Below are 24104 nucleotides of genomic sequence, written 5' to 3' on the forward strand. Positions count from 1 at the left end.
GCAGGTTTGTCACCAGAAGTGGAACCAAGGCCTCACCCAAGGCAACCACTTGGCTCGGGCGCCGTTTTAAGAGGACCCCTTAAGGGCAGCGATCCTTTCCTCGAGAGGCGGATGCGACATCATCAGCCGCTTGATTCCGCTACCCATCTTGCCGTTGATACCGAACGCCTCCATCTCATCCGGCATATTCTGCGGTTTGACCGACTGTTTCAGCCTCTCCAGTGCAGCGACCATCTTATCGCTGCCGGCAAGCTTGGCTGCTCCAGCGTCGGCCCGGAACTCCCGTTTGCGCGAGAAGTACATGGTGATCATTGAGGCGAGGATGCCGAGAACCATTTGCGCAAAGATCATAGTGATCCAAAACCCAGGCCCATGGCCGCTTTGATTCTTGAACACTACTCGGTCAACGAATCGACCAGCGATATGGGAGAGGAAGATGACGAAGGTGTTCACCACCCCCTGAATCAGGGTAAGGGTAACCATATCGCCGTTGGCAACGTGGCTAACCTCATGCGCTATGACCGCCTCGGCCTCGTCCTTGCTCATGTTCTGCAACAGCCCAGTGCTAACCGCCACTAAGGCGCTATTGCGCCTTGCGCCGGTTGCAAAGGCGTTAATCTCCGGGGCGTTATAGATCGCCACATCCGGCATGCCGATGCCTTCGCGTTGCGCGAAACGGCGCACGGTTTCGACCACCCAACGCTCGGTCTCCCCCCGCGGGTTCTCCAAGACCTGCGCCCCCATCATGCGGATCGCCATACTCTTTGACATGGCCAGGGAGATAAAAGAACCAGCGAAACCGATCCCTGCCGCCATGATCAACAGATGGACGATTTCAGCATTGATGCCCTGCTGTTGCAGGTACTGCTCAACCCCGAGCAGGTTGAGGATTATCGACAACACAAGCACAACCGCAATATTGGTCGCGAGCAATAGGGCTATTCTGGTCAACATGACAACACGGTTCCTCTAAGCTAAACCCATGACAAGGAAGAAAAAGGGGGCGGTTTTATTTAGACCGCCTCTAGCCGCTCAACTCGGCGCAACCCCCGCGGCAACAGAGCCCCACGCTTGCCGCGTTCGGCGCGGAACGGCTCCAGCTGCGCAGTGCTGAATATCTTTTCGCTCTTACCGGCCACTACTTTCAGTTTCGACTCCGGCGGCAGCACGCTGATCGCTAATACTATCTCCTGGCGCTCTTTGACCTTCTGTGGGGGTATCCCTAGCAGCTTATTACCCTTGCCGCGGGCCATCTCCGGCAGTTCGGCCAATGGGAACAACAAGAGGTTGCCGTTACTGCTGACTACCGCGACTTCGGCATCCTCACTCGCCAACGGCACCCTCACCGGAGCCAAAACATGAGCGCCATGAGGCAGAGTCAGAACAGCCTTGCCAGCACGGTTACGGGAGAAGAGCTCACCTAGGCTGACGATAAACCCGTAACCGGCATCCGAGGCGAGCAGAAAACGGCTTTGTGCCTCACCGGCGAGCACTGCCTGGAACTTCGCCCCTTCCGGCGGACTGAGACGTTTGGTTAGCGGCTCACCCTGACTACGCGCCGAGGGTAAGGTATGGGCCGGCAGGGCGTAGGCACGGCCGGTCGAATCGAGGAAGACTGCGGGCTGGTTGGAACGCCCCTGGGCATGGTCCAAGTAGCCGTCTCCCGACTTGTAAGACAAGGCCTCCGGATCAACCTCGTGCCCTTTAGCAGCCCGCACCCAGCCCTTCTGGGATAACACTACTGTCACCGGCTCGGCCGGCATCAACTCGGTCTCGTCCATGGCCCGCGGCTGTTCGCGCTCAACTAAAGGTGAGCGGCGCTCATCGCCATGGGTAGCGGCATCCTCCTCCAGTTCTGTCTTGACCTGCTTACGCAGTTCCTGCTCAGATCCCAGGATCTGCTCAAGCTGCTTGCGCTCCTGCTCAAGCTCATCCTGTTCACCGCGGATCTTCATCTCCTCAAGCTTGGCAAGGTGGCGCAAGCGCAACTCGAGGATTGCCTCAGCCTGGCTTTCAGTAAGCCCAAAACGCTCCATCAACACTGGTTTGGGCTCATCTTCAGCACGGATAATGGCTATGACTTCATCAATATTGAGATAAGCGGTGAGCAACCCCGCAAGGATATGCAGCCGCTTCTCGACCTTATCGAGCCGCCAGCGCAACCGTCGCCGGACGGTCTCGGTGCGAAACTCGAGCCACTCGGCGAGCAGATCGCGCAGCGAGAAGACCCGCGGGCGGCCATCCAGGCCGATGACGTTCAAATGGACCCGATAACTGCGCTCCAGGTCGGTAGTGGCGAATAGGTGCTCCATGACCCGCTGCGCATCGACCTTGCGCGAGCGCAGCTGAATGACGAAGCGCACCGGTGCATCATGGTCCGACTCATCACGCAGATCCTCGACCATGGGCAGCTTCCGCGCTGTAATCTGGGCAGCAATCTGCTCCATGATCTTGGCCCCAGCGGCCTGATAAGGCAGCGCATGGATGACGATTTGGGCTTGTTCACGCTCATATTCCCAGCGCGCCCTAGCGCGCACACTACCGTTGCCGCGCCGATAGATCGCCTTCAGCTCGGCAGGTGAGGTAACCACCTCGGCGGCAGTCGGAAAATCGGGCCCCGGCAGATGCTCACAGAGCTGATCGCTATCCGCCTCAGGGTTATCTAACAGATGGGTACAGGCAGCAACCGCCTCGCGCAGATTGTGCGGCGGGATATCGGTTGCCATGCCGACTGCTATGCCCGAGCCACCGTTGAGCAAGACATTAGGTAGCCGTGCCGGCAGCCTTTCCGGTTCTTGCAAGGCACCATCAAAGTTGGGTACCCACTCTACCGTACCCTGACCCAGTTCACTTAGCAGCACCCGTGAATATGCGGTCAACCGCGACTCGGTGTAACGCATAGCGGCGAACGATTTGGGATCGTCCGGGGAACCCCAGTTGCCCTGGCCATCGACCAGCGGATAGCGATAGGTGAACGGCTGCGCCATGTGCACCATGGCCTCATAGCAGGCAGCGTCACCGTGAGGGTGGTACTTACCCAGAACATCGCCTACCGTACGCGCCGACTTCTTATACTTGGCCGCCGCCGACAAGCCGAGTTCGGACATGGCATAGACTATCCGCCGCTGAACCGGCTTGAGTCCATCGGATATGTGCGGCAAGGCGCGATCGAGAATGACGTACATCGAGTAGTCGAGATAAGCGCGCTCGGCGAACTGGCGCAGCGGCTGAGTCTCGAATTCTGAGCTGGCGCTTGCGGTCATTATTTACCTACCCTATCCGTGCAATTGCCCTATTAAGCTTAAGGCTATTCAAACGATAACCTCTGCTAGGTCCCCCTTACTCTCCAGCCACTCGCGGCGCTGCGCAGCGGCTCCCCGACCGAGGAGCATACCGAGCAACCGCTCAGTTTCGGTAGGATCATCAACCGTCAACTGCACTAGGCGACGAGTATCAGGATCCATGGTCGTCTCGCGCAGTTGCATGGGGTTCATCTCACCCAGGCCCTTAAAGCGGGTCTCCTGCACCTTACCCTTGATATTGTCGGCGGCAATCCTGTCCAGCACCCCTTTGCGTTCATCTTCGTCCAGGGCGTAGTAAGTCTGCTTGCCAACGTCAATGCGATAAAGTGGCGGCATAGCGACAAAGACGTGACCTTGCTCTACCAAAGCCGGAAAGTGGCGCTGAAATAGCGCGCAGAGCAAGGTCGCGATATGGGCTCCGTCAGGATCAGCATCGGCAAGGACACAGATCTTATTATAGCGTAGCTCGGCGAGGTCCGAGCTGCCTGGATCCACCCCTATCGCCACGGCTATATCGTGCACCTCCTGTGAGCCCATCACCTCTTCCGGCGCCACTTCCCAGGTATTGAGGATCTTACCCCGCAACGGCATTACCGCCTGATATTCACGATTTCGCGCCTGTTTAGCCGAGCCGCCGGCAGAGTCGCCCTCGACCAGGAATAGCTCGCTCAAAACCGGATCCTGGCCGGTACAATCGGCAAGCTTACCGGGTAGCGCCGGGCCATTGCCCACCCTTTTACGAGTAACCTTCTTAGCGGCACGCTGGCGGCGCTGAGCTGCGCGGACAATAAGATCGACAATTGCCTCAGCGGTCTGGGTATGCTCATTCAGCCATAGGCTAAATGCGTCCTTGACTGCACCGGAGACAAACGCTGCACAGCTGCGCGAAGAGAGCCGTTCCTTAGTCTGGCCGGCGAACTGCGGCTCATGCATCTTGACCGAAAGGACATAGGCAACATGCTCCCAGACATCCTCAGGGGCTATCTTTACCCCTCGCGGCAATAGATTACGCAGTTCGCAAAAATCACGCACCGCCTCGGTCAAACCGGTACGCAGACCATTGACGTGAGTCCCCCCCAACGGGGTAGGAATCAGATTAACATAGCTCTCCGCTGGCCCGCTGCCCTCCGGCAACCAGACCAGGGCACACTCCATCTCCTCCTCTTGGGAACTGAGCCGAGCTGTGAAAGGCGTCTCCGGAAGATAATCAAGATCGCTGACGGCCCCGGAGAGATAGTCACTCAAACCATCCTCATAGTACCAGCTCAGCTGCTCAAAGCGCTCCTCTTGAGCCTCACTTCCTGGATCAGTAGCAGAATCGGCACGCCCCCCCTGGGCGATCCTCAACCGAGTAGTCAAACCTGGACAAAGGACCGCCTTGGCACGGAGTAGATGCTCAAGGCGAGCGCGTGAGAAGCGCGGCGTATCAAAGTAGCTCGCCTCAGGCCAAAAGCGCAGTGTAGTTCCGGTCTGCTTTGATTTGCCTACACGCTGCAGCTCTTCAATCTTCTCACCCTTGGCAAAGACAATGCTGTGCTCAGCACCGTCACGATGGATGCGCACCTCCAGCCGGGTCGACAGGGCGTTAACCACCGAAACCCCGACCCCATGCAGACCGCCGGAGTAGCGATAACTCTTACTCGAAAACTTGCCGCCGGCGTGAAGCCGACCTAGGATTACCTCGACCGCCGGCAACCCCTCCTCCGGATGGGTATCGACCGGCATGCCTCGGCCGTTATCACTGACTTCCAAGGAGCCGTCCTCATGGACGGTAACCTCAATGCGGCTAGCATGGCCAGCGATGGCCTCGTCAACGCTATTATCTATTACCTCATGGGCAAGGTGATCCGGGCGTGTCGTATCGGTGTACATCCCCGGGCGCCGGCGTACCGGCTCAAGACCGGTAAGCACCTCAATATCAGCGGCACTGTAGGTAGTGGTAGTCTTTGGCTTACTCATATCCCCCTCTTACCACCATAGTTTTGGCTCCCATAATTGCTCTCCACGCGGTTTAGCCAGACAGCGCGAAATCATACTACTAGCAGCCCTATATTGGCACACCATCAACGCTAATACTTGCCAAAAAAGTTAAAGAGCGATAGTTTTGGGCAACCTGGGATCAGCTCCATAATCCCTTCATGAACCACGCACACCTGCGATCGAACGACAAATGAATCAACATCCGGACAGCGAACCGAGCAATCAGTCGAGCGAACAAGCAAAACCAGCCGCCGAACAGGATCCTCAGGATCTTACCGAGTTCGAGAAATCCATGGCTGAGCTGGAGCAGCTTGTCGAGCGCATGGAGCGTGGCGAGTTAAAGCTTGAGGAGGCCTTGCGCGATTTCGAGCGCGGCATCCAACTGACCCGCCACTGCCAAAAAGCCCTCAGCGCAGCTGAGCAGAAGGTAGAGATACTACTGGAGAACAGTGAGGACGCCGATGTCGGCCAGTTTCGACCCAACGACGATTAAAGCCCTGGAAGAGGCCCTGCCAGGTCTGCGCGAGCGCGCTGAAAACGCCTTGAACAACAACCTGCCGGCAGCCACTGCCCACCCAGCGCGGCTGCATGAGGCGATGCGCTACGCTGTGCTTGGCGGTGGCAAGCGCATGCGTCCGATCCTCGTCTATGCCACTGGCCAGGCCCTCGGCTATAGCGGTACTGCCCTCGATGCGCCGGCGGCGGCAGTAGAGATGATACACGCCTACTCGTTGGTTCACGACGACCTGCCGGCGATGGATGATGATGATTGGCGCCGTGGTCAGCCTACCTGCCACCGAGCCTACGACGAACCAACCGCCATCCTGGTGGGTGACTCCTTGCACAGCCAGGCCTTTGCAACCCTTTGCCAGGCCAACGCAGAGGATCAGCCGACGCCGCAGACCCGGGTTAACATGGTCGCCGCCCTGGCCTGGGCCATAGGCTCGCGTGGCATGGCTGGTGGTCAGGCGATCGACCTTAGTGCTGTCGGGCGCAGCTTGGATATTGCCGAGCTCGAGGATATGCATATCCACAAAACTGGGGCTCTGATCCGAGCCAGTGTCAAACTTGGTGTATTAGCCAGCGGCTACTCTAGCGACAGCGAAGCGGCACAAAACCTCGACCGTTACGCTAAGTGCGTCGGCCTGGCATTTCAGATCCACGACGATGTGCTCGATGTCGCGGGTGATGTCAACACTATCGGCAAATCGAGTGGCGCCGACGCCGCCCGGGATAAACCTACCTATCCCGCCCTGCTCGGGCTGCGCGAATCGCGTGAGTTGGCTGAACGGCTGGCAAGCGATGCCATAACCGCTCTCGATGACCTAGGCGAAGGCGCCGACATCCTGCGTGGCCTGGCCGCTTACTGCATCCAACGTCAAGCGTAAGCAGATTTGTGATCATTGGTTGTTCCGCTTAAGCTCGCGGTCGTGACCCCACCAAAAGCAGACTATAACCATTTAAAGTTTTGCGGTAGCATATAACTACTGCGAGACGGCTTAAGACTACCTTACAGTTTTAAGCTGGTAAGCCTCTTCTACTCAGGGTAATTACATGGAAGACGTACAGGGCCGCGCCGACTACCGGCGTATAGACATTAACAAGGTCGGTATAAAAGATATTCGCCACCCGGTAAGGGTGCGTGATCGTACCGGTTACGAGCAGCACACCGTAGCCACATTCAACATGTACGTGAACCTGCCTCAGCACTTTAAGGGCACGCACATGTCGCGCTTCGTCTCTATCCTCTCTAGCCACGACCGCGAGATCACGGTTGAGTCGTTCCATGAGATGCTCGCCGAGATGACTGAGCGCCTTGAGGCAGGCTCCGGGCACATAGAGATGACCTTCCCCTACTTTATCAATAAGCGCGCCCCCATCTCCGGGGTGCAGAGCCTGATGGATTACGAGGTCACCTTCATCGGCGAGATGCATCCCGACCGTCACGAGACCTGGGTCAGAGTAGCTGTTCCCCTTACCTCGCTGTGCCCTTGCTCGAAACAGATTGCCGAGCGCGGGGCCCATAACCAGCGCTCACTGGTCATCATTACTGCGCTGATGAACGGCTTTGTCTGGCTCGAAGAGCTTATCGAGATCGCCGAAGAGGAAGGCTCGTGCGACTTGTACGGTCTGCTTAAACGCCCGGATGAGAAGTATGTAACCGAGCGCGCTTACGATAACCCTAAATTTGTCGAGGACGTAGTTCGGGATATTGCCGCCCGGCTGAATGAGGACGATAGGATCTCCGCCTACCAAGTCACCTCGGAGAACTACGAGTCTATCCACAACCATTCGGCCTTTGCCCTCATTGAGCAGGATAAGCGCGGCTACGACTCACCGTTCCCCTGCGTTTAGGCCTAATAAGACGGGCCCTGCCGGTTCCCCTTTGCAAATACGGATTATCTTAGCTATGATGGCTGACCGTGCGGTTGGTCGGCGCGATGACCGCACCCGTGAGGGGAGAGCACAATGAAGTCACAACAGCCCGGTCGAACCGAGGCCGCAGAACGCATTATTGACGCCGCTAAACGCATGTTTGCTGAGACTGGGTACGACGCGGTATCGATTCGCGATATAGCCGCCGCTGCCGGGGTCAGCAAGGCCAATGTCTTTCATCACTTTGCTTCCAAGGAAGAGCTTTACCAGGAGGCCCTGCACCGCTCTTGCGCCAAGGCCAAAGCGGTGCTCTGCGAAATGGCTCAAACTAACCATGAACCCGGCGAACAACTGCGCAGCTTTTTCTACAGCGATTTGAGCCGCTCGCTAGCCGATCCCGATGGCTCCCGGTTGCTGCTCGCCGAAGGCTTCGATTGCTCAGAGGAACAAGCCAAGTACTTGGTGAGTCAAGTATTTGGCCACGACTTTGAACGCCTTACTGAGATTATTGCCAACGACCAAACAAAGGGCAACTGGCGCAGCGAAATCGACCCTGCAGCCATCGCCACCTTAATGATCGCCGCCAACACCTTTTTTATCGCCTATCGCCAGATTTTGCGCCAGCTTCCCGGTGTCGACTTCGCCGACGATCCGGAACGCTACGCCGACTCGATAGTCGAACTACTCCTTAACGGCATCCGCAAGGAGGAGCAGTAATTGACTTACTTGCAACCTGACCTCAAGCCCGCACCCCGGCACAACCCACTGCAACGACTCATTCTACTGCTTGCTTTGTGCCTGACGCTCATCTGGCTAAGCGGCTGCGGTGATGACGACGCCGAAGAAAACGACCAGGAGCGGCCGAGCATAGCGGTCACCTGGACTGCAGCCAGCGAACAGCAAGTACGCGAGACGCGCAATGCCGTCGGTAGTATCGAAGCCCTATCAGCGCCCTTTATCGCCGCCGAAATCAGCGGCATCATCACCACCTTAAAGGTCGACGAGGGTGATGAGATAGAACAAGGCGATCTGCTCGCCGAGATCGAGGCCGACGATTACCGCGATGAGCGAGACAGCGCCGCCGCCGATGTCGCCCGCTTGACCGCTCAGGTCGGCGTGCAAGAGCGCAACGTCCGACGCGCCCAGGAACTCTACGCCGATGACCACATATCGGCAGATGAGCTCGATAACGCCGAGGCCGACCTGGAAAGCCGCGAACAGGAGCTCACCGCGGCACTAGCCAACCTACGCCGCGCTGAGCGCAACTTAGAGCGCACCCGTATCCGCTCGGGCATTGATGGCGCGGTAAGTGAGCGACACGTAAGCGCGGGTGATTACACTGTCGCCGGCGATCCGCTGTTTGACTTGACCGACACTCACAACCTCAAGGCCCGGATTCCGGTCTCGGAGCGCCTAGCTCAGCATATTGATAGCCAGACGCAGCTGCAGCTGCGCAACCGCTCCGGCTCTCCCAGTGAGTACTCGGCAACGGTGACCAACATGCGTCCCAATATAAGCCCGCGCACCCGCTCACTGCACCTGCTCGCCGCTATCGACAACCCCGGCGATTGGCGCCCCGGCGCTAGCATCGACGCCGAAGTGGTGCTCGATGTGCGCGAGCAGATCGTCCTCCCCACGCAGAGCGTGGTCCGCCGCCCCGCCGGCGAAGTGGTCTTTATCCTCGACGACGATGAGCAGACGGTAACCGAGCGCAGCGTCGAAACCGGCACCCGCATGGGCGATCGCATCGAGATCAGCTCAGGGGTGGAGAGCGGTGAGCGAGTAGTAGTCGACGGCGCCGGCTTCCTTACCGATGGTGCTGAGGTGCGCGCCGAGGAGCGCGAAGACAGCGAATCCGCAACGGAGTAACCAGCTATGACGCTCTCAGAGCTGTCGATTCGGCGCCACGTCCTGGCGGTAATGATCAGCGCCTTGATTATGCTCTTTGGCGCTATCGCCTATCAGGAGGTGGGTACCGATCGCATCCCTGACATTGATTTTCCGATTGTCAGTGTCACCGTCTATCAAGATGGAGCCGAACCTGAACTGATAGATTCGGCGATAACCGAAGAGGTGGAGCGGGCGGTGAATACCGTACCCGGGATCGATGATGTGCAGTCAGTCTCTCTGCCGAGCACCTCTGTGGTTACCGTCTCGTTCGATCTCGATGTCGACGTCGATGTCGCCTTCAACGAGGTCAACGCCAAGGTCTCGGAGATCGTCCAAGACCTCCCCCAGGATGCTGAGGCACCAGTAGTCGATAAGGTTGAGCTCGACGCCCAACCGGTAATGTGGCTCTCCTTGCAAGGGGATCGGAAGATTCAGGATCTCGATCGCTATGCGCGCAATGAGATTCGCCCACGTCTAGAAGGGATCAGCGGTGTCGGTGAGATCCGCGTCGGTGGCGGTCGCGAGCGGACCATGCGCATCGAGGTCTGCCCCGAGCGTATGGCTGCCCACAATCTCGACGTGCGCAGCCTGCTCAACGCCTTGGAGCAGGAACACGCCCAGATGCCGGGCGGCTTTATGGTCGGTGGCGAGACCGAGGACATGCTTAAGCTCGATATCGAGTATCACGACGCCGAGGAACTCGAGCAGATGATCGTCGCTAGCGACGGCGACGAACAGGTCCGTCTTAAACATGTCGCCGACGTTATAGACGGGCTTGCCGATAAGCGGCAGCTCGCCCGTGCTAACGCTGAACCGACTATCGGCCTCGGCGTAGTCAAGATCTCCGGCGCCAACACTGTAGCCATCATAGAGGAGGTAAAGGAGCGGCTCGATGACGAGATCCGCCCCCAACTCCCCCCCGGCATGGAGTTAAGCATCTCGACCGACGAGTCGGAGTTCATTCTTGAGCAGATCGATTCACTGTTTTTAACTATCGCCCTCGGTATCCTCTTTGCCGGGCTGGTGATGTGGGTCTTTTTGCGCAACCTGCGCTCAACCGGGATTATCGCCTTAGCCATCCCGGTCTCACTGATGGCCGCCATCGGGGTGATCTACTTCTTCGGCTACACGCTGAACTCGATCACCATGCTCGCCATGCTGCTGCTCATCGGTGTTGTCGTCGACGACGCCATAGTGGTGTTGGAGAACATCTATCGCCACCGTAAGCAGTATGGCAAGGGCCGCATCGCAGCGGCTATATCGGGATCGAATGAGGTCTTTTTTGCGGTTATCGCCTCGTCGCTGAGTCTAATCTCGATATTCGGTTCGGTGCTGTTCATGGAGGCAATAATCGGTCGCTTCTTTGAGTCGTTTGCGGTCGTGGTCGCCTTCGGCGTACTGGCATCGAGCCTGGTAGCGCTAACCCTGATTCCCATGCTCGCCTCGCGGTTTCTCCACGTACCGGAGCGCGAGCCGCTTATATACGCCTATATGGAGCGCGGATTCGGTCTTATCGAGAGCGCCTACCGGTGGCTGTTGCGCGGTATCCTGCGCTTTCGCTGGACCACCCTAGGGATTGCCCTCGCCTTTGCCGTCGGCGTCGCAACCTTGATCGCACCTCAGGTCGGCGGCGAATTCGCCCCGGAGGAGGATACTAGCGAGTTTATGGTCACCTTCCAGGTGCCGCTCGGTTCTAGCATCCACTACACCGATGCGCGGATGAGTGAGGTGGAGCAGGTCTTGCTAGATCAGCCTGAAGTGGAACGAATATTCGCGGCCATTGGTCTGGGTGATCGCGGTCAGGTAAATCGCGGCATGGCATTTGTGCGCCTGACCGAGCGCAATGAAAGGGAGGCCTCACAGCGGGAGATAATGGACCGCGTCCAGCCCAAACTAGGTCAAATCTCCGGCATCCGCGCCTTTGCCTCCGAGGTGCCGCTGGTACCCGGCTCGCGCGGCGAGCCCCTGCAGTTCGTGGTAACCGGGCCGAGTTTCCATGAGCTAGGCGAACACGCCGAACAGATCCAGCAGCACCTAGAAGAGATCGACGGCATGGGCTCGCTCGATCTTGATCTCGATCTCGAACTGCCGCAGCTAGAGATCAAGGTTGACCGTGAGCGGGCCAATGCCGCCGGGCTCAACGCCCTGCAAGTCTCTCAGGCTATCAACATCCTGGCCGGTGGCGCCGATGTAGCACGCTTCGACGAGGGCCCCGAGGGCGAAGATGGGCGGCGCTACGATGTCCGCATGAAGGCCCAAGAAGGGCTAGTTGATGACATCGACAGTCTGCTGCGTATCCAGCTTCTCTCTGAAGAGGGCGAAATGGTCCCGCTTGAGTCCGTCACCGAGATCAATCCGACCGTCGGCCCGGCCGCAGTTACCCGCCATAACCTGGCCTACTCGGCAGATTTTTATGGCGACCCTGATATGCCTCTTGCCGACGCTATAGATAAGGTCAACCAAGCCGGTGAGGAGATCCTGCCGCTAGGTTACGACATCGAGTTTGTCGGCCAAGCCGAGGAGATGCAGCGAGCGGCATCAGCCATGATCTTTGTGCTGGCCCTCGCGGCGACCCTGGTCTACATCGTCCTCTCGAGCCAGTTCAACTCATTCATCCAGCCTTTGATCATTATGGCTGCTCAGCCTCTCGCCCTAGTCGGCGGCATATTGGGGCTATACGTTGGCGGATTCACCCTTAACATATATTCTATGATTGGCATGGTGCTGCTTATGGGGCTGGTGACCAAAAACGGTATCCTGCTCGTCGATCTGACCAACCAGTACCGCGAAAAACGCGGGCTGTCGATCAATGAGGCGCTCGCCGATGCCTGCCCGATCAGGCTTCGACCAGTGTTGATGACGTCATTGACCCTGATCCTCGCCCTGATCCCGGCGGTTGTCGGCATCGGCGCCGGCGCTGAGAGTAACGCCCCCATGGCAGCGGCGATAATTGGCGGTATGATAACCGCTATGCTGCTGACCCTAGCGGTGATTCCGGCGGCTTACTCGCTAGCCGAAGGATTCCTTGAGCGGCGTGGCTGGGGCCGGGGAAACCTGGCCGATGATGAGGAGAGCGCTGCATGATAGGCATCGCGATAAGACAAAGGAAGGAACTGATGACACTAGGCGCCGCCCAACCCTTACCTCGGCCTCTGGTCCTAGGCATGGCGAGCTGTTTGTTCTGCACCCTGCTCGCCGTGCCGCTGCTCGGCGCTGCCGATGAGCAGCCCGAGGCAACCGAGCAGCCTCCGGCAGATGAGCAAGAGGCCGATGCCGATGAGCCAGAGCTGGCCCCGGCAGAGATTGAAGAGCAGGATCCGGATCAGGATCTGCTCGCCATCTATGAACTAGCCCGTGCCGCCGATAAGCGCCTCTCGGCAGCTGAGCACCGCCGCCGGGGCGCCGATGAGGACATCACCCAGGCGCGCTCACAGTTCTTACCGCAAATCACCGCCAGTGCCGGCTATGAGGATGAGGAGCAATCTTTCGACCTAGATATCGACGATCGTGAGACCAGCGGTTGGGACGCCACCTTGGCGTTGACCCAGCCGATCTTCCGGCGCGGCAATTTCATCGATATGGAGCGCGCCCGCAGCGGGGTCGATATCGCCGATCTACAGGTAATGCTCAACGAGCAGCAGCTAGTCATGGAGGTCACCGAGGCCTACTTCGATGTCCTCCTCGCCCAGGATGAACTGGCCCTAGTCGAGGCCGAACTGGCCGCGGTAGAGAGTCAACTACGCCGCGCCGAGCGCGCCCTGGAGGTAGGCACCGGCACTCAGACCGACGTTGATGAGGCGCGGGCCGCCCACGATCGGGTCCGAGCACAGCGGGTGGCAGTTACCAACCAGTTGGAGATCGCTCGCGAGTCGCTGCGCCGCCTGATTGGTGAATACCCCGGTTCGTTAGCCGGGCTAAGCGAGGATTTCGCGCCGCAACCGGTTGAGCCTACCGATACTGACCACTGGGTCGAATTGGCGCAGCGCCATAACCTTGAGGTGCGCCTAGCTGAGCTGGAGGAACAGCTTGCTCGGCACGACGTCGACGCCGGCCGGGCAGATCGCTGGCCGGAGGTCGATCTGGAGGCCCGCTTTACCCGTTTTGATGGTGAACGCCCTCTTGATCAAGGAGGAGGAAATCAATCTCAAGAAGCACTAGACGGCACCATCGACACCCGCTCGATCCGCCTCCAGCTCAACGTCCCGCTCTACACTGGCGGAGCCATCTCTAGCCAGGTCCGTGCCGCTGAAGCCGAGCGCACCGCCAAGAGCGATGAGCTGATAGATCAGCGCCGAACGAGCGCCCTCGATGCCCGTTCTGCCTACCTCGGCCTGACCTCTGAGCTGGAACGTGTCCGTGCCCTTGAGCAGGCCCTGGTCTCGGCGCACAGCAATGAGGCCTCGGTACGCCGCGGTCAGCAGGTCGGCACCCGCACTACCACCGATGTGCTTGACGCCCAGAGCCGGCGCTTCGAGACTAAGCGCGATCTGCAACAAGCCCGCTACGACTATCTGGTAAACTTCGTGCAATTACACGCTGCTGCAGGTCTAGCGGTTGATGAGCAGGTAGTCCGCGAGATAAATGACTACCTGATTAGGCCTGATTAGCGGATCTGCGGTGTTCGCCACATGGGTTGCGGGGCCTAACAAATATCTTAAGGGCGCCCAACCGGTGAGCGGTAAGCATAGGAGTCGGCCCAAGCAATCATGAGCAATACTGCCACAACCACCGAGGAGCACGCCCTGCAAGCGCTGCGTGATAGCGGTCTGCGTCTGACCCAGCCGCGCCGTTGCATAATCCGCGCCCTATCGAGGGCCAGCGAGCCACTCAGCCCCCGCGAGGTCTACCAACAGCTCGGCGAGGCCTCCTGCGATCAGGTCACCATATACCGCTGTTTGGGCGACCTGGAGCAGCAGGGGCTGGTCCATCGCCACGAGTTCGGCGACGGCAGCACCCGCTATCAACTCATTGCCCCTGATGGGGGGCATAGCCACTATGTGGTCTGCCGGATCTGTCAGCATCGCCAACCGCTAGATATCTGTCCTGCCCCGCAGCTCGAGGCCAGTGCCGCAGCACATGGCTTTACCGGCATCAGCCACACCCTCGAGCTGTTCGGGGTCTGTCCGCAGTGTCAGCAGGGCAGCGGCTAAACCTGAGCGGCATACCCGGGGAGCAGTCAGGTGAGCAGTAGCCAAGACCAGCCCGAACAAGCCACTGCCCAGCGCAGCCCGGCCCGGGCCAAGCGCAAGGTCACCTTGATAGGTGCGGCAACCAACCTGCTCCTCGGCGCCGGCAAGATAGTCGCCGGCTACATTGGGCAGTCGCAAGCCCTGATAGTCGACGGCATCCACTCGCTCAGCGACCTGCTCTCTGACGCCATGGTGCTGCTCGCCGCCAGTTACGGCAGCCAGGAGGCGGATAGCGACCACCCCTACGGCCACGCACGGATAGAGACTGCTGCTACGGCAGGTGTTGGGGCAATACTCCTGCTGGTCGCGGCTGGATTTATCTACGACGCCATCAACCGCCTGCTCATCGACCCAACGGCACTGCTGATCCCCGGCTGGTTAGCACTAGTTGTGGCCGTTGGTTCTCTGGTTGTGAAAGAGGCGCTTTATCACTACACCCAGGCGGTCGGCAAGCGCGTACGCTCCGATCTGATTTGTGCTAACGCCTGGCACCACCGCTCCGATGCGCTCTCTTCGCTGGTCGTAGTCGGCGGTATCATCGGGGTGTTCATCGGCTTCCCCTGGCTAGACGCCGTGGCCGCCATCGTTGTCGCCCTGATGCTAGCCCATATCGGTCTGCAGTTTGCCTGGCAATCGATGCGCGAACTGGTTGACACCGGTCTCGACAATGACGAGGTAGAGTATATAGAACTGCTAGTTGCGCGCATCGACGGGGTCCGTGCAGTCCATGGCCTACGCACCCGTTATATGGGCCAAGACGCCCTGGTCGACCTGCACGTCTTAGTCGACCCACGGCTGAGCGTCTCCGAGGGCCACCGCATCAGTGAAGCAGTAAGACACCGCCTTGTCCGCGATGTCTCCTCGGTCAGTGAGGTCCTAGTTCATGTCGACCATGAAGACCCATCCTGGGACGATGAGACAGCCGCTTTACCGTTGCGCCGCCGAGTAGAACGGGATCTTTATGAGCAGTGGCAAGATATGGCTGCTGCCGACATGGTTGAACGCATCGATCTGCACTACATGGAAGGCAAACTCGAGGTGGAGATTCACCTGCCCTGGGACGCCGAGACCGATGGCCGGGCGCTGACCGAGTACTTCGAAGACTTGGCTACGGCAGCAGAACAAATCGACTATGTCAGCGCTTGTCGGGTTCATCTGCTCGGTCGCTAGCAGCTAACCCTGGCTATCACTTGTGCAATGCTCACCTTTAGGAAACTGGAGACTCTAAGACTCCCCCGGAGCCACTTGGCTGTCTCGGTGTGGAGGTCTTGGCGCCAAGGATGGCGCCATGAAGCCTCCAGGGATGGATTCACGGCGTCCTCCACACCGAGACAGCCAAGTGGCTCCGGGGGAGTCTTAGACCCCCACCACTTCCTAAAGCTTAATAACGCGCTTCAAGTGCCGGCTCTTGCAATGCCGCCAACTGTTCACGCAGCGATAGCAGATGCTCTTCCCAATACCTACTCTCGGCGAACCACGGAAACGCCCGCGGGAATGCCGGATCGTCCCAGCGCTCGGCGAGCCAGGCGGCGTGACGCATAATCCGCAAAGTGCGCAACGGTTCAACCAGATGGAGCTGTCGCGGATCGAAGTCGGCAAACAGACGATACCCCTCCAATACTTTATCTAGGTAAAGTTGGCGCTCATCATGTTCACCGGGTAAAAGCATCCACAAGTCTTGGATAGCCGGGCCACTCCGCGCATCATCAAGATCAACCAGGTGGAAACCGTCCGGAGTCTGCAATACATTACCCGGATGGAAGTCGCCGTGTAGGCGAATCGATTGCACTTCACCGGCGCGCTGCACACATTGCTCAAGTGCTTGCAGAAGATCTCTGCTCAAACTGGTATAGGCATCATGTAGATGCGCTGGCAGCCACTCGCCTGATAAAACCGAATCTCGCGCCTGTGCTGCACCTTTGAGAATATCCAAATGCGGCCGGTAGCTGAACCGGGCTTGACATTGTCCGACCACGTGGATGCGCGCTATATAAGTACCCAACTGCCGCAACACCTGAAGGTCATCCACCTCAAGCATACGTCCGCCACGCATAGGATAGAGGGCCAGGCGAAAGCCGCTACAATGAAACAGGGTTTGACCATCTATCTCCATGGGGGATATTATCGGCACATCTGCGGCGTGCAGCTCGGCGGCAAAATCGTGCTCTTCTTGGATCTGCTCATCACTCCAGCGCGCCGGACGATAAAACTTAGCTACCACGGCCCCGCCCTGCTCCAGGCCGACCATATAGACCCGGTTTTCGTAGCTGTTCAAGGCGAGCAGGCGGCCATCACTGTAGTGGCCGGAAGACTTTTCAACGGCGTCAAGCACACTCGCCGGATCTAAGCTCTCAAATGGATGGGCCCGGTCCAAATAACCTCCTAGCATTTTCCACCGTCATACCAGTATCCTATCACTGATCAGCGCAAGCCAATATCAAGGTAGTCGAACATGCACATCCAAACCCCGCAACGCGGCCCTATTGCCCGAGTTATGGCCATAATAGGCGGCATAGCTGTCTTGGCCCTCGCTGCAACTCTTGGCATTGTGGTTCTAGCGGTGCTGCTCGGCCTGGCATTAATCGGGGCCGTGATAATCGCCGTACGCACTTGGTGGCTGCGCCATCAAATGCGTCGTCATGGCCACAGGGACAAAGGGGCTTACCGAAATAGCGGCATAACCATAATCGAAGGCGAGTACACTAAGGAATCTCGCCGAGAACCACCTGATTCGCGTTAGCTAAACCAACAGCCTTATAGCTTAGTAACCGGCATGCGATTTATTACTTAAACGGTAACCGTCTTGAAAGATAGGTTTACAGTAACCATAAGCGATTTCCGCGGCGCCAAGCACTATTCGCTACACCAGATAGTGAAGCGTTTCGCCTTAGCCGTCCTTTTCCTAGTACTGACGATAGTCCTTGGCGGCGCCGGCGCCATATACGGGCTAAACATGCAAATCGAAGAGCTCAATACCATACGCGCCGACAAGGCCCACCTGGCAAAACAGATCGAGCAACGCAACAACGAATTGCGCAACATCCTGAGCCAACGCGAGCAAGAGATAAACCGCATGGACTTGGAATTGAGTCACATCGAATCGTTGGTTGGACTCGAACCAAGTCCAGAGACTGACCGCCATGAAAGGCTCGATACAGCCAGTCAGACCGCTCTGGAAAAGGCCCTGATGCTACGCACCATTCCCAACGGCTGGCCGCTCAAAGAGGAAACCCGCATAACTAGCGGCTACGGCTGGAGAAACCATCCGGTCACTGGGGAGCGTAGCTTTCATGCTGCAGTCGATATGCGTGCCCCTGTTGGTCGTAAAGTTACAGCCACGGCCGATGGGGTAGTTAATTATGCTGCCAAGCATAGGGGCAGCGGACTGGGCAACCTAGTCATCCTCGATCACGATTTCGGCTTTCGCACCCACTACGCTCATCTGAGTGAGTTCAAGGTTGAGCAAGGAGAGTTTGTCGAAAAGGGTGAGGTAATCGCCTTAAGCGGCGCGACTGGGAACGTTAACGGACCTCATTTACACTACGAGATTTGGCATTTACAGCGCAAATTGAATCCTGAACCATTTTTAGACTGGAGCCTAAGTAACTATGATGAGCTCTTTGAGAAAGAGGGCCGCGTAAAATGGGAATCATTGGCAAAGGGGATAAGTCAAAGGGCGCAAGTCCTGGAACGACAGTTATCAGCAATGGGACACGACTCGTCGGAGAACTGACCCTTGAATCAAACCTCCATGTGGATGGCCAAATCAAGGGGACAATAATCTCCGATCACGATGTGTCCATTGGCAGATCGGGGCGTTTCGAGGGCAACCTCAAGGCTGAGAGGCTATTGGTCAGTGGCTTCGTTGAGGGGGTAATAGACTGCGCCGTTATGGAAATAGTCGCTGAAGGACGCGTCTTTGGCGAACTGCATAGTGACGACTTCGTTATTGAACCGGGCGGACACTTCCTCGGCGAGAGCCACCCTAGGCGTGAAGTGCCCCTGGCGGAGTTAAGCTACGAGCGTAACCACGAGCCCCAATTATCCAGCCCAGAACAGCATTCCGATCAGCAAGATAGCCTTCAAGGTCGAGATCCTGCAGATCATCAGCAGGCCTCCCCTGGCTTCGAGAGCGCAGGTCGAGCAAGCGGCGTTGGCAGTAGTGGAAAAGCAGACGCCGAAGATGGCAGCTCTACGAGTCATGATGGCGGTGAGGAGAGCAGCGCTGATGATGCCCAGACAGTGCACCGAGAGCCACGACGCACAACATGGGGGCGCAGATAATGGATAGATGCCAGTAAATCACAGTTTTTTCACTATTAACCCTTGCGCTATAACCATAAATTAAGGTAAACAGGTGGGAAGTGGGAATTTGGCAGATCACATCTGGAAATTTCAGTACCTAAACGGCTAACCAGCACTGAACATAGTATAAGGAGGCAGATCGTGGAACGTTGTATTGGCCTCGACATGGGTTACGGTTTTATTAAGATCGACGACGGTCGTGAGGGACATATATTCCCCAGCGTCGTTGGCGAGGGCGACTCGGGGATGCCGATGTCCCTCGGGATGGCTCAACGCAGCGGCAGCAATGAGCTGCGCATATCCTACAACGGTCGCAGTTACCTGCTAGGAGATCACGCTATACGCCACTCGCGTCTAGCTCACCGCGGCCTCTCGCCAACACGGGCCGAGGGAGACGATCTGAAGATCCTCTTTCTTGGCTCGCTCAGCCTCTATGCTCGCGAGACCATAAATAACTTCTATGTGGTTACCGGTCTGCCGCCGGGGCGCATGCATATGGCTGACGACTTGGTGCGACAGCTGCGTGGCGACCACGAGATAGTTCGTTATTCCGGCGCTAGCCGCTTTGGAATCAGCATGCGTATAGAGCGCATAGAAGTGGTCCCGCAGCCGGTAGGCACCTACTGGGCCGAAGTCCTTGACGAGCGCGGTCAGATTCGTCCGGACCACCCTCTTCTTCAAGGACGGGTTGGGATAATTGATGTCGGCTTCCGTACCAGCGACTTTGCAACCGTTATTGATGGCGACTACTCACCTGGATTCTGCCGAACAGTACCGCTGGGGATATCCTTCGGTTACGAGGAGATTGCCCATGAACTTGCGACCCAGTATGGCCTGGAGAGAGAACAGTACGCCCTTGATGAGGCCGTGATAAGCGGCCAGGTTAATGTCTCCGGTCGGCCTGTAGACATTACCGATTTGCGGGATCGTATCTTCGGTGATATCGGGACTAAGCTGTTGGTCGAAGTAAGATCTCTATGGCAGATACAGGACTTTGACCACATTATCATCACCGGCGGTGGCGGTAGGGTGCTCGAGCGTTATATGCGCCCGGAACTACCCCAATCCTACTTGGCCAACGACTCTTTAACCGCCAATGCGCGCGGCTACTACGCTTGGGCTTACTTCAATTCGCAACAGCAAGCAGTTGAAAGCCAGGGACGCGGAGATGGTCAGCTGGAGGCTTATGCGAGCAACTCTGACAATCAACGAGATGAGTTGCCAGCTGACGATGAAGAGTCCCAAGCCATGGCCCAGGATCCCTACTCAGGGCGAAGGGCTACAGGCAGATAGACTCGCATGTGATCCGCAATGATCCAGCAGCCGCCTGCGTCATAAAGATGGCATTTTGACGCAGGCGGCCTCACCCGCCTCTGGTCGTATTTCCTCTCCAACTTTATTACTCGCCGATATAACAATAACTTATCAAAGTTATCCGGGCAGCTATTGGGTTACAGCAAAATCACCAAGAAACATGCTGGTGTTGCATTGCGTCATAAGCAGTGTTACGTTGCACTGCACAAACAGACAATTCTCTTCACCGCAAGAGCTGAGAGGTAGTAAGTGATGCAAGACCAGATCAATAAATCGATGCAACAGATGCAAAAGTTCATGGAACCCACCCGGAAGATGAGCAACTTGATGATCGACCACGCCGAGAAGGTTGCCCATCTCAACTTGGAAGCGGCTCGCGAGTACTCCAGGCTGGCAATGGAACAGATGCGCAGCGCCATGAACGTGCGCGACCCAGAGAGCATGCAGGAGTATCTGAACAGTCAGAATAAAGTTATGCAGACCGTCAGCAGCAAGCTCTCAGAGGACGCCACGGCACTGGCCGATATAAGCAAAAACATGGGCGAAGAGGTACAAAAGCTGGCCCAGGAAAACGTCTCTTTCATTACCGAAAGCGTTGAAAGCGTTGCTGAGCAGCAAAAGCCGGCTCAGACGGAGAAGGCCAAGAGCAGTCGCAGCACCAGCGGTTCAGCTGCCAGCTCGACGGGCTCCGCTACCAGCGGCTCCAGCAGCAGCGCCACCAAGAAGTCAGCTTAAGGCGAAGGTCTGCACCAGCGACGCCTAAAGCGTGTCACGGAAACTCCTGTTATGAGCCACGCACAATCAACAATTGGGCGTGGCTCATAATCGGAGGACATATCTCAGGCAGGATTCTCCCTATTCAGCGCCCGATGGGCGATATCAGTCCGATAAAACGCCCCTTCCCAGCTTATCGCGGCGACCCGCTCATAGGCCCGCTGCCGCGCCTTTGTGACCGTCTCTCCCAATGCACAGCAACACAACACCCGACCACCGTTTGTGATAACACGGCCGTCCTCAGCCTCACAGGTACCCCCGTGGAAGACCTTCGTTCCCTCGGGTTCAGCCCCCTCTAGTCCACTGATTGGATGGCCACGCTCGATAGGACCAGGATAACCAGCCGCTGCCATAACCACTCCTACCGATGGGCGTGGATCCCAATCCAGTTCTACACCCGCCAACCTGGCGTCAAGGGCGGCATTACAAAGATCATAAAAATCGGTGCGCAGGCGCAATAACAGCGGTTGAGCTTCCGGATCGCCCAAGCGGCAGTTAAACTCCAAAACCTTGGGCACACCAGAGTCATCAATCATCAGTCCAGCATAAAGAAAGCCCTTATACGGCCTGCCCTCAGCATTCAACCCTCGTACAGTGGGTTCGAGTACCTGATTCATGACCTTTTCGTACAGGGCCTGATCCATTAGCGGCGCTGGCGAATAGGCCCCCATACCCCCCGTATTTGGTCCTCTGTCACCATCATCGCGCGGTTTGTGATCTTGCGAGCTAGCCATTGGCACTATCGCGTCACCATCCACCAAGGCTATAAAACTCAGCTCTTCACCTTGCAGGCACTCCTCTACTACTACCCGACTCCCGGCAGCACCGAATGCCTCACCGCTAAGCATACGCTCCGCAGCTAGCAGGGCGTCGGCCCGAGTCTGAGCTATTTCAACGCCCTTACCGGACGCCAGGCCATCGGCTTTAATCACCATGGGCGGTTGAACAGCACGAATGTAGTCACTCGCCGCAGCTAAATCATCAAAAGTTTCATAAGCAGCGGTGGGTATGCCGTGGCGATGCATAAATGATTTCGCGAAGGCCTTTGACCCTTCTAGCTCGGCCGCTGCCGAGTGCGGGCCTAGACAGCGCAACCCAGCCTCACTAAAGGCGTCAACCACACCGGCCACCAGAGGGGCCTCAGGCCCGATCAGGGTAAAGGCAACCTGCTGCTGACGTGCCAACTGAACTAGGGCTGGTATGTCTTCAGCGCCTACGTGGACATTGCGCACCTTCTCTTCATTCGCGGTGCCGGCATTCCCCGGAGCGACTAAAACCTCCTCAACCTGTGGCGAATTCGCCAAGGCCCATGCCATTGCGTGCTCGCGGCCACCACCGCCAACAACCAGCACCTTCATAGTTACTCCTCCAGCTTCCTGTCGCCGTCCACCTAGTGGCGAAAATGGCGCATTCCGGTAAAGACCATGGCTATTCCATGCTCGTTGGCCGCATCTATCGACTCCTGATCACGTTGCGAACCGCCCGGCTGCACCACAGCAGCAGCACCGGCGGCTGCCGCTTGATCTATACCATCCTGGAAAGGGAAAAAGGCGTCTGAGGCGAGCACAGAGCCATTCAGGTCCAGTCCAGCCTCGGCCGCCTTCTCTGCAGCAATACGGGCACTAAAGACCCTACTCATCTGTCCTGCACCGATACCTAAGGTACGCTGCTCACCGGCAAACACTATGGCATTTGATTTGACGTGGCGCACCACCTCCCAGGCAAAAAGCAGATCCGCCCATTGTGAGCTGGACGGTTGCCGCTCGGTAACCACCTGCAAGTCATCAGGACCCACAACAGCGATATCCCTCTCCTGTACTAACAAGCCTCCGCGCACCCGCTTAAAATCGAACTCAGCAGGGGGTTGAGGGGACCATGGACCCGACTCCAGCACCCGGACATTGGGCTTGGCTGCAAAAGCAGCCGCCGCTGCCGGGCTGATCTGTGGGGCAATCACTACCTCGACAAATTGTCTGCTTATTATGGCCTCAGCCACATCCTCATCAAGCAGACCATTGAAAGCGATTATGCCGCCAAAAGCCGAGGTAGGATCGACCGCGAAGGCACGCTCATAAGCAAGTCGCAAGTTTTCGCCACAAGCCACCCCACACGGGTTAGCATGCTTGACGATCACACAGGCCGGCTCCTGAAACGCCTTAACGCACTCGAGTGCAGCATCGGTATCGGCTATGTTGTTGTATGAGAGGGCCTTGCCCTGAACGAATCGTGCCGTAGTGACGCTCGCCTCAGTGCTATCATGATCGCGATAAAATGCCGCCGCTTGGTGGGGATTCTCGCCGTAGCGCATCTCGGCAAGCTTCTCTCCCTGATAGGTCCACAGCGTGGAAAAGCGCTCGGTCGGCTCACCGCTCTCATCATAGCGGCCCAAGTAAGCAGCTATAGCCCCATCGTAGCGGGCGGTATGCGCAAATGCCTGGCTTGCCAAGCGGTGCCTGAGCGCGCGCGTGGTACCTCCATAGAGCTCCAACTCTTCCAGCACTTGCGAGTATGACTCACTCTCAGTAACCACCACAACATCGGCATGATTCTTAGCCGCTGCTCGGATCATTGCCGGACCGCCGACATCGATGTTCTCTATGGCCTCGTCGAGAGCACAGTCAGGAGAGGCGATAGTCTGCTCAAAGGGGTAGAGGTTGACACAGAGAAGATCTATCGGCCCTATCTCATGTTCGCTCATAACCGCATCATCTTTGCCGCGGCGCCCCAGCAATCCGCCATGGATAAGCGGGTGCAGGGTCTTGACCCGACCATCCATGATCTCTGGAAACCCTGTAACAGAAGAGACCTCGGTGACCGGTATGCCCTGCTCGCCAAGCATCCGGGCAGTTCCGCCAGTAGAGAGTATCTCCACACCCTGGCGGTGCAAGGCAAGGGCGAAATCATCTATACCGCTCTTATCTGATACGCTTATCAAAGCCCTTTTGACGGGCCTTACTCCGTGCTCTGTAGCCAT

20 protein-coding genes are annotated in these 24104 nt (G+C 57.6%); 14 read left to right on the forward strand and 6 right to left on the reverse strand.

Features of this window, described 5'->3' with window-relative positions; translation table 11 throughout:
- Window positions 1-66 precede the first annotated feature (66 nt).
- The 3 genes from htpX to parE all read right to left on the reverse strand — a co-directional run bounded on the left by htpX (window position 67) and on the right by parE (window position 5261).
- On the reverse strand, window positions 67-951 hold the full coding sequence (gene htpX / locus HH1059_RS08440) for a protease HtpX (protein ID WP_096410388.1): 885 nt from the start codon (window positions 949-951) through the stop codon (window positions 67-69).
- 62 nt (window positions 952-1013) lie between these two features.
- Window positions 1014-3263 (reverse strand): DNA topoisomerase IV subunit A, encoded by a 2250-nt coding sequence (parC, locus tag HH1059_RS08445; RefSeq protein ID WP_096409766.1) that lies wholly within the window; start codon window positions 3261-3263, stop codon window positions 1014-1016.
- 48 nt (window positions 3264-3311) lie between these two features.
- On the reverse strand, window positions 3312-5261 hold the full coding sequence (gene parE / locus HH1059_RS08450) for a DNA topoisomerase IV subunit B (protein WP_096409767.1): 1950 nt from the start codon (window positions 5259-5261) through the stop codon (window positions 3312-3314).
- A 211-nt stretch (window positions 5262-5472) separates the two neighbouring features.
- Between parE and xseB the strand changes: the two genes are divergently transcribed.
- The 9 genes from xseB to HH1059_RS08495 all read left to right on the forward strand — a co-directional run bounded on the left by xseB (window position 5473) and on the right by HH1059_RS08495 (window position 15907).
- Entirely contained in the window at window positions 5473-5775 is a 303-nt protein-coding gene (xseB, locus tag HH1059_RS08455) for an exodeoxyribonuclease VII small subunit (protein WP_096409768.1), read from the forward strand.
- Window positions 5744-6670, forward strand: a complete 927-nt coding sequence (gene ispA / locus HH1059_RS08460) for a (2E,6E)-farnesyl diphosphate synthase (protein WP_096409769.1) — start codon at window positions 5744-5746, stop codon at window positions 6668-6670. The genes xseB and ispA overlap by 32 nt, the downstream gene beginning before the upstream one ends.
- 166 nt (window positions 6671-6836) lie before the next feature.
- The gene (gene folE2, locus HH1059_RS08465; protein ID WP_096409770.1) at window positions 6837-7637 is read left to right on the forward strand and encodes a GTP cyclohydrolase FolE2; all 801 of its coding nucleotides are present in this window, start codon (window positions 6837-6839) and stop codon (window positions 7635-7637) included.
- 114 nt (window positions 7638-7751) lie between these two features.
- A complete protein-coding gene (locus HH1059_RS08470) occupies window positions 7752-8375 on the forward strand; it encodes a TetR/AcrR family transcriptional regulator (RefSeq protein ID WP_096409771.1) in 624 nt (207 codons plus the stop codon).
- A complete protein-coding gene (locus HH1059_RS08475; protein WP_096409772.1) occupies window positions 8376-9527 on the forward strand; it encodes an efflux RND transporter periplasmic adaptor subunit in 1152 nt (383 codons plus the stop codon). It abuts the gene before it with no gap.
- 6 nt (window positions 9528-9533) lie between these two features.
- Complete coding sequence (locus tag HH1059_RS08480; RefSeq protein WP_096409773.1) at window positions 9534-12632, forward strand: efflux RND transporter permease subunit; 3099 nt, start codon at window positions 9534-9536, stop codon at window positions 12630-12632.
- A gap of 32 nt (window positions 12633-12664) precedes the next feature.
- Window positions 12665-14155, forward strand: coding sequence for a TolC family outer membrane protein (locus HH1059_RS08485; RefSeq protein WP_162549464.1), 1491 nt, complete (start codon window positions 12665-12667; stop codon window positions 14153-14155).
- Between the two features lie 99 nt (window positions 14156-14254).
- Window positions 14255-14698: a Fur family transcriptional regulator gene (locus HH1059_RS08490; RefSeq protein WP_096409775.1), complete on the forward strand. Its 444-nt coding sequence runs from the start codon at window positions 14255-14257 to the stop codon at window positions 14696-14698.
- A 30-nt stretch (window positions 14699-14728) separates the two neighbouring features.
- Complete coding sequence (locus HH1059_RS08495; RefSeq protein ID WP_096409776.1) at window positions 14729-15907, forward strand: cation diffusion facilitator family transporter; 1179 nt, start codon at window positions 14729-14731, stop codon at window positions 15905-15907.
- Between the two features lie 211 nt (window positions 15908-16118).
- Here the strand turns inward: HH1059_RS08495 and HH1059_RS08500 are convergent, their stop codons facing one another.
- Window positions 16119-17111 carry a serine/threonine protein kinase gene (locus HH1059_RS08500; RefSeq protein WP_231901916.1) on the reverse strand — a complete coding sequence of 331 codons (993 nt, stop codon included), beginning with the start codon at window positions 17109-17111 and terminating at the stop codon, window positions 16119-16121.
- 78 nt (window positions 17112-17189) lie between these two features.
- Between HH1059_RS08500 and HH1059_RS08505 the strand changes: the two genes are divergently transcribed.
- The 5 genes from HH1059_RS08505 to HH1059_RS08525 all read left to right on the forward strand — a co-directional run bounded on the left by HH1059_RS08505 (window position 17190) and on the right by HH1059_RS08525 (window position 21091).
- On the forward strand, window positions 17190-17477 hold the full coding sequence (locus HH1059_RS08505; RefSeq protein WP_096409778.1) for a hypothetical protein: 288 nt from the start codon (window positions 17190-17192) through the stop codon (window positions 17475-17477).
- A gap of 63 nt (window positions 17478-17540) precedes the next feature.
- On the forward strand, window positions 17541-18470 hold the full coding sequence (locus HH1059_RS08510) for a M23 family metallopeptidase (RefSeq protein WP_096409779.1): 930 nt from the start codon (window positions 17541-17543) through the stop codon (window positions 18468-18470).
- A 20-nt stretch (window positions 18471-18490) separates the two neighbouring features.
- Complete coding sequence (locus HH1059_RS08515; protein ID WP_231901917.1) at window positions 18491-19021, forward strand: bactofilin family protein; 531 nt, start codon at window positions 18491-18493, stop codon at window positions 19019-19021.
- 162 nt (window positions 19022-19183) lie between these two features.
- Complete coding sequence (locus HH1059_RS08520) at window positions 19184-20335, forward strand: ParM/StbA family protein (RefSeq protein WP_162549466.1); 1152 nt, start codon at window positions 19184-19186, stop codon at window positions 20333-20335.
- A gap of 273 nt (window positions 20336-20608) precedes the next feature.
- On the forward strand, window positions 20609-21091 hold the full coding sequence (locus tag HH1059_RS08525; RefSeq protein ID WP_096409781.1) for a phasin family protein: 483 nt from the start codon (window positions 20609-20611) through the stop codon (window positions 21089-21091).
- 104 nt (window positions 21092-21195) lie between these two features.
- On the opposite strand, the gene purD is transcribed toward HH1059_RS08525, so the two are convergent.
- Together purD and purH are read right to left on the reverse strand one after the other, a co-directional pair.
- Window positions 21196-22488, reverse strand: coding sequence for a phosphoribosylamine--glycine ligase (gene purD, locus HH1059_RS08530; protein WP_096409782.1), 1293 nt, complete (start codon window positions 22486-22488; stop codon window positions 21196-21198).
- A 32-nt stretch (window positions 22489-22520) separates the two neighbouring features.
- Window positions 22521-24104: a bifunctional phosphoribosylaminoimidazolecarboxamide formyltransferase/IMP cyclohydrolase gene (purH, locus tag HH1059_RS08535; protein WP_096409783.1), complete on the reverse strand. Its 1584-nt coding sequence runs from the start codon at window positions 24102-24104 to the stop codon at window positions 22521-22523.

Source organism: Halorhodospira halochloris, from assembly GCF_002356555.2.
GTDB lineage: Bacteria > Pseudomonadota > Gammaproteobacteria > Nitrococcales > Halorhodospiraceae > Halorhodospira > Halorhodospira halochloris.